Annotated in this window: 6 protein-coding genes; 5 read left to right on the top strand and 1 reads right to left on the bottom strand. The window is 34.9% G+C overall.

Annotated features, from left to right (window positions below; genetic code table 11):
* Positions 1–109 precede the first annotated feature (109 nt).
* Positions 110–1,444 carry a flippase gene (locus tag HHU12_RS31610; RefSeq protein ID WP_169660737.1) on the bottom strand — a complete coding sequence of 445 codons (1,335 nt, stop codon included), beginning with the start codon at positions 1,442–1,444 and terminating at the stop codon, positions 110–112.
* A 98-nt stretch (positions 1,445–1,542) separates the two neighbouring features.
* Here HHU12_RS31610 and HHU12_RS31605 point away from each other — a divergent pair, with 98 nt between their 5' ends.
* From HHU12_RS31605 to HHU12_RS31585, 5 genes are all read left to right on the top strand, one after another.
* A complete protein-coding gene (locus HHU12_RS31605; RefSeq protein ID WP_169660736.1) occupies positions 1,543–2,730 on the top strand; it encodes a glycosyltransferase in 1,188 nt (395 codons plus the stop codon).
* 30 nt (positions 2,731–2,760) lie between these two features.
* On the top strand, positions 2,761–5,277 hold the full coding sequence (locus tag HHU12_RS31600) for a YfhO family protein (protein ID WP_169660735.1): 2,517 nt from the start codon (positions 2,761–2,763) through the stop codon (positions 5,275–5,277).
* Positions 5,278–5,355: 78 nt separating this feature from the next.
* Complete coding sequence (locus tag HHU12_RS31595; protein ID WP_169660734.1) at positions 5,356–6,561, top strand: BaiN/RdsA family NAD(P)/FAD-dependent oxidoreductase; 1,206 nt, start codon at positions 5,356–5,358, stop codon at positions 6,559–6,561.
* Between the two features lie 255 nt (positions 6,562–6,816).
* Entirely contained in the window at positions 6,817–9,360 is a 2,544-nt protein-coding gene (locus HHU12_RS31590; protein WP_169660733.1) for a TonB-dependent receptor, read from the top strand.
* Positions 9,361–9,492: 132 nt separating this feature from the next.
* A complete protein-coding gene (locus tag HHU12_RS31585; RefSeq protein ID WP_169660732.1) occupies positions 9,493–10,791 on the top strand; it encodes a hypothetical protein in 1,299 nt (432 codons plus the stop codon).
* Positions 10,792–10,886 lie beyond the last annotated feature (95 nt).

The raw sequence follows: 10,886 nt of genomic DNA, 5'->3' as shown, positions 1-10,886 counted from the left end.
TAACGTATTGACTTTTATTATTTTCCATAATAACGATTGTTTTAGTGTATCGTTATTTCAGGACTTCACATAAGACATAAAAGAAATTCTTATCAAAAAATTAGGGGGGCTATTTTTTTGATAAGAATTTTTTAATGAAGTAAATAAAGAAGTAAGAACGAAATTGTAGTTTTCCTATAATAATAGTCTTCTTGAAAAGGAAGTTTAAAAGGAAGGTGGTAAAGAAAACGGTAAATATTGATGCAAAAGCTGCACCATTAGTTCCATAAGTTGGGATAAGAATATAGTTCAATAAAATGTTTAAACCCATAGAGCAAAAACTGCTGATCATAATAATATTTTTCTGATTTGTGAGGATTAAATAGTTACCTCTCATTCCTCCATTATATTGGAAAATAGCACTTATCATCAGAATTTTTAAGTTCAAAGCAGCGCCGGCAAAAGCTTTACCATATAAAATATCTATAATTAAATCAGCCAGTATCCAAGTGAAAAGTACTCCTACGTAGCTTATCCCAGTTAACATAGAAGAAATACGTTCATAAGAGGAGTTTAGAGATTCAATTCCTTTTTTCCATTGCTTCGTAAGCTCGGGGAATAAAGAGCTTGCTAAAATCGTGTAAATTGCTGTTGAAATCATAAATAATTTTACAGCCCTGCTATAAACTCCTAAAGACTCATCACCAAGCATTCTTCCAATCATCACTTGATCAATTTGTGTGTAGACGGTGTAGGCAAATGCAGATAACAATAATGGAAGAAAAGAATGAAGATATTCGTTGAATAATTTCTTAGAAAAAGAAAAGTAGACAGGTTTTCTTAATTTGAAATAATGATAAAGTAAGAGTACTGACCCAATAAAAAGCTCTAATAAATAAGCACCAATAAAATAGGTCAAATCGTAATCATTTATGATGAAGTACACCTTCGCTACTGAAGCCAGAATAAAACCAGTAATTTTTGATATTACCGTAAATTTTGAAAGTAGATTAGCTTGGAAATCAAAGGTGATCACCTCTGTTACTTGTATAAGGATACTGCTTGCTACTAGCCAGCCGATAATGATTTTTTCGCCATCATTTTCAGCATAATATTGTAATAGAAAACCAGCTCCTAAAAAGGAAATGATAGATATTATTATTCTAAGAGAAAGTAGAGTAGAGAAGTTTTGGATATTTTTCTCATGAGAAACCTCAACAAAGTTTTTGATGGCTACTCTTTCAATGCCTAATGAGGAAAATATGAGAAAGAAACTTGTAACCGAAACAGAAAAATCCCAAATACCAATGTTCTTTGGACCCAAATATCTGCTGACCCAGGCATTGATCAACAATCCACCCACCATTCTAATGATACGGTCCAGAACAAGCCAATTGATATTTTTTAATATTGAACTTACTCCATCTTTTTGGTACCAATTTATTATTTTCTCTTTTATCTTCACGTTGTAAATATTTTGGCATATTTTTCTGATTACATTTTATAATGCCCTTTTTGTAACCATATTTGTGTGCAAATATAGAGATAAACCGCTTCTTTTTTATGAAAATTGTCCACATCAGTACTTATCCCAATGGTGGAGCAGGAAATGCAACTATACGTATGCATAAAAGCTTGCTGGAAAACGGAGTAGACTCAAAAGTGATTACAAGAGATTACACCCTTGACCTTGAGGGAGTAAAAGCTTTTAATTCTTCAGTTTGGTTTAGAAGATGCTCTACACTTTGGAAGATGATCAAAATACTTCCTAATTTTTATAAGGAAGATCAAGCATGTGAGGGCTTTTCATCACCTTTGTCATTATATTATGTGCATAAACATCCTGATGTTGTGGAAGCAGATGTTGTGATTGTTCAGTGGGTGAGTAACTTTTTGGATTATTCTACTTTTTTTGAAAAAATAAATAAGCCGGTTTACCTTTACCTTCACGATATGAATCACTTTCATGGAGGGTTTCATTATTTAGAAGATGTCAAAAGGTTTCCTCAGTACCAAAAGCTAGAACAGCTCTATAAAACTATAAAAAAGGAAGCTTATCAGAAGGCAGATATTGAAGTAATGGCACCTTCGCAATGGATGATTGATATATCCAAGAAAAGTGAACTTCTAGGTGGGTTTTCACATCATAGAATGTTTTATGGTTTGGATCCTGAAAGGATGAAATACCATGAGCAATCACAAGCAAGGCAATATTTTAAATTACCAGAAGCAGGCAGGGTTTTACTTTTTGTAAGTGAGAAAGTTTCTAACCGTCGTAAAGGAGCGACTTTATTAATAGAAGCTCTAAAAAAAGTAAAATTTGAAGATAATGTTTCCATTTTGGTGGTAGGTAATTATGATAAATCTATCTTTGATGCCGAAAATGTCTATACAACTGGTCTTTTGAAGTCAGAAAAAGAGATGTCAATGGCATATAGTGCAGCAGATTTATTTATCTTGCCAAGTCGAGAAGATAATATGCCAAATGTTATGCTGGAAAGTCTTTACTGTGGCACACCAGTGATGTCTTTCAGTAATGGTGGAATGAAGGAAATTATTAATGAGACAAACGGTATCATTATTCCAGAGGTTGAGGTAAATGCATTAACAGAAGCAGTTCAGCAATGGGTTGATCAACCTCCAACGTTTGATAGAGAGCAAATTAGAAAAGAGATCATCAGTAGGTTCAATTTGAAGACTAGAGGTGAAGCTTTAAAAACTTTAATAAATAATAGATTACAAACAATTTAGAGCCAGTGAGTTCTGAAATATACGTCGATTATGAGCAAAGGAAATCTTAAAAAATACAACTGGTTATTGGTCATACCAGTATTTTTTATCCTAACGGTGATTTATTTTAGTCCCGAATTTTTTGATAACAAATCATTACAGCAAGGCGATTTAGTACATTTTGAAGGTATGTCGCATGCATCACAGCTAGAAGCTGAGAAAACGGGAGAATCTCCACTTTGGAATACCGCAATGTTTTCAGGAATGCCTGAGTTGTTAACTTCCAGTTTAAAAGGAGATCCCACTCACTTCCTCTATTCACTTTCAATGTTTTTCATTTATGACAGCTTTGAAACACCAATGACGGTGATGCTGTTGATGATGAGTGTTTGGATTGCTTTGATGTGTTTCAGAGTGAATCCATGGGTTGCTTCGTTTATTTCTGCTGCATTTGCTTTCAATACTTTTTATATTACATCCCTTGAAGCAGGGCACATTACAAAATTAATGGCAACAGGCTACGCTGCGCTTGTGTTAGGAGCTATGCGATTGCTTTTTGATAAGAAGTGGTTATTAGGAGGAGCATTATTAGCGACTTCCGTGGCATTAGAATTAAGAGCGGGTCACTATCAGATTACTTATTATTTATGTTGTGTGGTTTTGATTTATGGCTTGTCGGAAATGTATTTTGCCTATAAGAATGGTGAAATAAACACCTACCTGACTAGAGTAGTACCATTAGGTATTTTAGTGGCTGGTTTAGGAGCTTCAACACAACTTTGGAGAGTGTGGACTACACAAGAATACTCTACTTATTCAATTAGAGGCCAAAAAGAATTGTCTGCATTGCCAGGACAAGAGAATAATCATACTGAGGAAGGTTTGGACAAAGATTATGCATTTAGCTGGAGTGAAGGTAAAATGGAATCTTTAACATTGATTGCTCCAAATTTCTTTGGAGGTAGCAGTCAGGAAAGAATTTCTGAAGATGGTCCTATGGCAAAGCAACTTGAAAAAGTGGCGGGTAGACAGCAGGCTAAAAATATAGTGAAGAATCCAAACTTTAAGCTACCGCTTTATTTTGGAGAACAACCTTTTACAGGTGGCCCAATTTATCAAGGTGTTTTGATTTCATTCTTTTTCATTCTTGCCTTGTTTGTTTTAGATACAAGACAAAGAACATGGTTGATCGGAGGAACACTTATCACTTTGATGTTTGCGTGGGGTAAACACTTACAGTGGTTTAATTATACCTTATTTGATATTCTCCCAGGCATGAATAAATTCAGAACGCCGGCAATGGCCCTTGGTGTTGGATGTGTTGTGATGGCTTTGGGTGCTGCCCTTGGATTGAGTAAAGTGATTGAAGAAGGTTGGAATGAAAAAACGCAAAAAGCATTTTTAAAAGCTGGAGGGGCAACATTAGGACTTCTAGTAATTATGTGGTTGGGTGCAGGAATGATGGATGTAAGCGGTCCAAGAGATGCTCAGATTTTTCAGCAGATGTTTGGTTTAACGGACCAGAATATTGTACGTCAATTTACCAATGCCTTGGACGAGGAAAGGGTATCTATGATGCGTTCTGATGTCACACGATCAATTTTATTTTTGTTAGCTGGAGTGGCAGTGATTTTTGCCTTTTCAAAGCAGAAATTAAAATCTTCATTAGTGATATTACTTTTGGGAGTTCTTACTTTAGGTGATGTTTGGGTGGTTGCAAAACGTTATGTAAATGAGGCTTCTTTCCAGAAGAAATCAAATAAAACTTTCCATGTGACTAATGCTGCAGATAACGAAATATTAAAAGATAAAGATCCAAATTATAGAGTGTTGAACTTAACTTCAAATACTTTTAATGAATCGAATACTTCTTATTTCCATAAATCAATTGGTGGATATTCAGCTGTAAAATTAAGGAGATATCAAGATCTGATTGAAAGAGAAATAGCTAAGGAAATGCAAACTCTAGCCTCAGGTATTCAATCAGGACAGCCTTTGCCAGTAAAAGCAACTCCTGCTTTGAACATGCTGAACATGAAATATGCCATCTTAGGTACTTCAGCACAAGCGGTTTATAAAAACCCGAATGCTTTAGGAAATGCATGGTTTGTAGATAAAGTAATTAAAGTCAATTCAGCGGATGAAGAGATGGAAGCTTTACCTACTATTGACCCGAGTTTCCAAGCTATTGTAGATGTACAAAAGTATCCTGATGCAAATCTTTCAACAAGTTATACTGAAGGTGATCAGATTAAATTGACATCATTCAATCAAAGAAGATTAAAATATACAGCGGAGAGTAAAAATGGTGGTTTTGCAGTTTTCTCAGAAGTTTGGTACCCTGCAGGCTGGGTGGCAAAAATTGATGGAGAACCTGTTGATATTGTTTGTGCCAATTATATTTTAAGAGGTATCAATATTCCTGCTGGTAAACATGAAATCACTTTCGATTTTGATCCGAACTCATTTGTGATTGGTGGTTTAATCTCAAAAATTGCAGGTTATATCACGGTATTATTGCTTTTCGGAGCAGTGGGATTAATCGTTTATAAAGAAACTAAGAAATAGGATATTATTATCATCATATAAAGCGAAGTCTTTTCTGAGGCTTCGCTTTTTTTATACCTTTGCTCAAAATAAAGAAAAATGAAAATAGGAGTAATTGGAGGAGGTGCTGCAGGTTTCTTTGCAGCTATTCATTCGGCAGAAAATAATCCAGATGCTGAAGTACATATTATAGAGAAAACAAGTAAGGTATTAGGAAAGGTAAAAATATCTGGCGGTGGCCGATGTAATGTTACCAATGTGATTTTTCAGCCTGTACAATTGTCAAAACATTATCCAAGAGGAGAGAAATTTCTGAAAAAAGCTTTCGGTCATTTTAACAGTCAAGATACTGTAAAATGGTTTGAAGATAGAGGGGTGAAAATAAAAGCGGAAGAGGATGGGAGGATGTTTCCTGATACTGATGATTCTCAAACAATCATTGACTGCTTAATGAATGAAGTAAGAAGATTGGGAATCAATTTAAGATATAGTACCAATGTGAAAAGTTTAACTTCTTTGGAAGATGAGAGTATTGGGTTGGAAATAGAAGATAATCAAGAAGTCTTTCAAAAAGTAATTGTTTGTACAGGAGGACAGCCTAAGATAGATGGTTTTAATTGGTTGAAATCTCTTGGGCATAAAATTGAAAACCCTGTTCCTTCTTTATTTACTTTTAAAATCAACCATAAACCTTTGACGTCATTGATGGGGTTGTCTGTTCCGAATGCAAAGATCAGAGTTATTGGAGAGAAGAAATTACAGGAAGAAGGACCTTTATTGATCACTCATTGGGGAATAAGTGGACCTGTGGTTTTAAGAACTTCTGCTTGGGGAGCTAGAATTTTATCGGACAAGAATTACCAGTTTTCTATTTTGGTCTCTTGGTTGAATGATTATACTGAAGAGGAATTAAGGCAATATGTCTATGAACAAAAAGAGGTACTGAAGAAAAAGCAAATTAAAAATAAGAACCCTTTCCAGTTGCCTCAGCGTTTATGGGATTACTGCTTACAGAGGATTGAAGTGCCAGAAACAAAGCTTTGGTTAGATTTGAGCAAAAAAGAATTGAATAAACTTATTAATTTTCTTTTGTCAGATCAGTACGATGTAGTAGGGCAAACAAAGTTTAAAGAAGAGTTTGTAACATGTGGTGGGGTAAGCCTTACAGACATTGATGTGAAAACAATGGAAAGTAAAAAAGTAAAGAATTTACATTTTGCGGGCGAAATTATGGATGTTGATGGTATTACAGGTGGGTTTAATTTTCAAGCTGCTTGGACGACTGGGTTTATTGCATCAAAATAAAATCTTAGAATAGTACAATTTAATCCGTTATTTGTTGTATTATTTTAATATATCTAAGGTGTTCAAAATTTAACGCATAATTGCTGGTGTTAAATTTTGAACACCTCTCTTTTATCTAAAACTGCTGATCGTGGAATTATTATTAATAAATTTTAATACTTCTCATAACATTGTACTTCGTTTGTTTTTTTGATCTGAATCCCTACAACTTTGATTCATCTCAAACAGAGAAAAGAAGAAAAGTACAATAATTACATGAAACAGATCTTACCTAATTTATTTTTATTACTACTCATATCTTTCACGAGCGTAAATGCTCAGACTACACTAATCTCAGGTATTATTAATGATCAAAATGGAGATCCATTACCTGGAGCTGTTATATATGAGAAAACAAATCCTTCACACGGTACAGCAGCCGATTTTGAAGGGCAGTTTCAAATTGAAGTAAAAGAAAATACAACACTTGTTGTACGCTTGATGGGTTTTCAAGAGCAAGAAGTCGTAGCAACTCAAAATATGAAAGTCAGTTTGAAAGAAGATGCTACAGAATTGGAGGCTATTGAAATTGTAGGTTCAAGAAGTCAAAACAGAACTGTAACTGAAACTCCAGTCGCTATTGATGTGATCAACTTGGAAGAAGTAACTGCCGCTACAGGACAATTGGACATGAACCAATTATTACAATATGTAGCCCCTTCTTTTAATGCCAACCGTCAATCTGGTGCTGATGGTGCTGACCACGTAGATCCAGCGACTTTAAGAGGTTTAGGTCCTGACCAAACTTTAGTTTTGATCAATGGAAAAAGAAGACATCAATCTTCACTAGTGAACCTATATGGTACAAGAGGTAGAGGTAATACAGGTACCGACTTGAACGCTATTCCGATGGCGGCGATTGAGAGAATTGAAATCTTAAGAGACGGTGCTTCGGCACAATATGGTTCTGATGCAATTGCAGGTGTAATCAACATCGTTTTAAAGAAAAATAGTGAAGGTGTAAATGTAAACCTTGGAACTGGTGTAACGTCAGAAGGCGATGGAGCAACTGCAAATGTTGATGTGAACTATGGAACTAAATTAGGTAATGATGGTGGTTATTTAAACCTTACAGGTCAGTACCAATTCAGAGATAGAACGAATAGAGTACCTGAAAACCAAGAGGTATTTAGAAACTATGTAGGAGATGCTTTAGCTCAAAGTGGAGGAGCATTCTTTAATGCAGGTTTACCGTTATCTGAAAATACAGAAATCTATGCTTTTGGTGGTGCTAACTACCGTCATGGTGAATCTTATGCATGGACGCGTACAGCAGATGATGACAGAAACGTTCCTGGTATTTTTCCTGACGGTTTTGATCCAAATATTATTTCAGACATCACTGATTTCTCTATCAGTGCTGGTGTGAAAACAAATTATAAAGATTGGAAAATTGATTTCAATAATACTTTCGGACACAATGAGTTCAAGTATTCATTAAACAACACTGTCAATGCATCAATGGGAATGTTGTCACCAACAAGTTTTTATGCAGGTAAGCATTACTTATCTCAAAACGTAACGGGTGTGGATGTTTCTAAGTACTATGATGGAATTTTAGAAGGAATGAACATTGCATTTGGTTCGGAGTTTAGAATTGACACTTACGGTATTGGTGCAGGTGAGTATGATTCATATGCACAATATCCAAACGGTACTGGCGGAGCATCTGAAGGTGCACCAGGTGGTTCACAAGGTTTCCCAGGTTTTAGACCTGAAAATGTTGTCAATGCTCACAGAACAAACGTTGCTTTGTATTTAGATATTGAAACTGATATTACTGAAAAATGGATGGTTGCTGTAGCAGGTAGATATGAAAACTATAGTGATTTCGGTTCTACACTAAACGGTAAAATCGCCACTAGATATGAGTTCTCTCCGGCATTTGCAATGAGAGGTTCAGTAAGTACAGGTTTCAGAGCCCCGTCATTAGCTCAAAAGCATTATAGCTCAACATTCACAGATGTGGAAGGTGGAGTAACTATTGATAAAGTGATTGCACCAAATGATAGTGAATTAGCAAAAGCTTTGGGTATTCCAGAATTAACGCAAGAGAAAGCATTGAATGCGAGTTTAGGTTTTACATTAAACCCATTAGAAGGGCTTTCATTGACGGTTGATGGTTACTATGTTGCCATTGATGACAGAATTGTATTGACAGGTGCTTTCACTGACGATGATCCAGATATTGGAGATGATTTAAAAGACTTGAATGTAGGTGCTGCTCAATTCTTTACGAATGCATTAGATACAAGAACTTATGGTGTAGATATTGTTTTGGCCTATACTTATCAAATGGATTTACATAATTTCACTGCTTCTGTGGCGGGTAACTTTAACCACATGGAATTAGGTGAAATTAATACAAATGACAAATTGGAAGGGAAAGAAGATATTTACTTTGGAGAAAGAGAGCAAATGTTCTTATTGGCTTCAGCACCAAGAAGTAAATTCAATTTCTCATTAAGTCATAACTATAAGAAATTATCATCAATGATCCGTCTTAACAGATATTCTTCAGTGGAATTGATGGATTGGGATGGTAATATAGATCATTATGATCCTAGAATAACAACAGACATCGCTATTACTTATGCTGTTAATCCAAAAGTAAGCTGGACTTTAGGCGGAAATAATATTTTCAATGTTTACCCGACAAAACAAGATCCTTTAGCTACTGAATCAGGTGGTTATCATGATGCTGTTCAGATGGGATTCAATGGAGCTTATTTCTATACTAAACTAGGTTTTGCTTTTTAAGAATTGTGATTCTTGTGCAAACCTCATTGCCTTCTGGTGATGAGGTTTTTTCATTTTATGTGTATTATTCTCTTTTCATTTTGCTCCTAAATAACTATTATTCTCTTTCAATTTTTAATCGACTATAGCGACATGAAATATCATTATTTAATCTTTCTTTTTAGCTTAATTTTCAGTTGTCAAAAGGCAGATCAGACTTCCTGTGACCTTCCAGATTTGGAGCGTATAGGAATACAATGTGATACTTTCAGAGAAAAAGGAAAAAATGCAAAAGCTGCACATTTATATTTTAAAGCAGGCCAACAAAATCAATCCAGTGAACTTTTTGTTTATGCTGCCTGGCAATTTGGAGAAGCAAACTTAGCAGATTCAGCCCTATTAGCAGTAAAGGAGTCCATCAAATATGGATTAAGTAGCCCTTATATTCTTGAAAAGCTAGGTCTTGAAAAATTGACAAGAGATCATAATATGAGAGAAGAATTGGATAGCCTTCTTTATCAAATTGAGTTACAACAGAATAATGTTTCAAATTTTGAAATTGTAACCGCACCTGTCGATCGGTTTTGGAAGTATTTTGATCAGGCACTTACTGATACTCTAAATGGTCGAATTTATCTTTCAAATTATATTTGTGAAGGGTCATTTGCTCTAAAAGATTATTATCATATACGATATGAAAATGCTGATAAAATGTATAAGGTGATGATTGAAAAAAATCCTAATTATTATCTCTACTTAAGGAAGCATATAAGTCAAGAAAAATTACACAATGTAGCACAAGAAGCTACTCAAATGATGCAGAAATTTGCAGTTTTATATCCAAAAGCTGTATTTCCTAAAACCTACATTGTTCCTGATTTGATCAACGGATCTGGTACGCTTACTGAATCAAGTTTGTACATAGGTGTAGACATGTTTGCGAAGTCGGATAGTATGCCAAAGGAAAACTTGAATGATTGGCAAATTTCAACCATCACTGAGTTTGAGAATATGAAGTTTGATTTGGTGCATGAACTGATGCATTTTCAACAATCGTATGCTGATTTTGAAGGAAAAGAAAACCTGTACGGGAAATTAATAGAAGAAGGTTCTTGTGACTTTTTAGTATCACTACTGACAGAAGATGGAGAGGTAAGTCCTGGAGTGCAACGTAATCTTGATTATTTGTCCGTTCCAAAAAACTATGATTTTGTAATGAGCGAATTAAAGAGAGATATCTACAGCAAAGACTTGTCAAAATGGATGCACAATGGTGGAGCAATTAAAGACAGACCTAGTAATCTTGGTTATACGATGGGATTTCTGATTTGTAAATCTTATTATGAAAACGCTAATGATAAGAGAGAGGCGGTGAAAAAGATATTAACGACAGACGACTTTAAAGAAATAATCCTTGGAAGTGATTATAAAGGAATCCTTGGTAATGGATGATTTAGGTTGATTCTTTGTTATATGTATATGAGACATTACAAAGAAATACGTTGTCCTCACTGTGAAGGCAACGATATAGTGAAAAATGGTCATAG

It is taken from the genome of Flammeovirga aprica JL-4 (genome assembly GCF_012844305.1).
Taxonomy (GTDB): Bacteria; Bacteroidota; Bacteroidia; order Cytophagales; family Flammeovirgaceae; genus Flammeovirga; species Flammeovirga aprica.
Note: the sequence above shows the minus strand (reverse complement) of the source record. Positions and strands in the feature narration are given on the sequence as shown.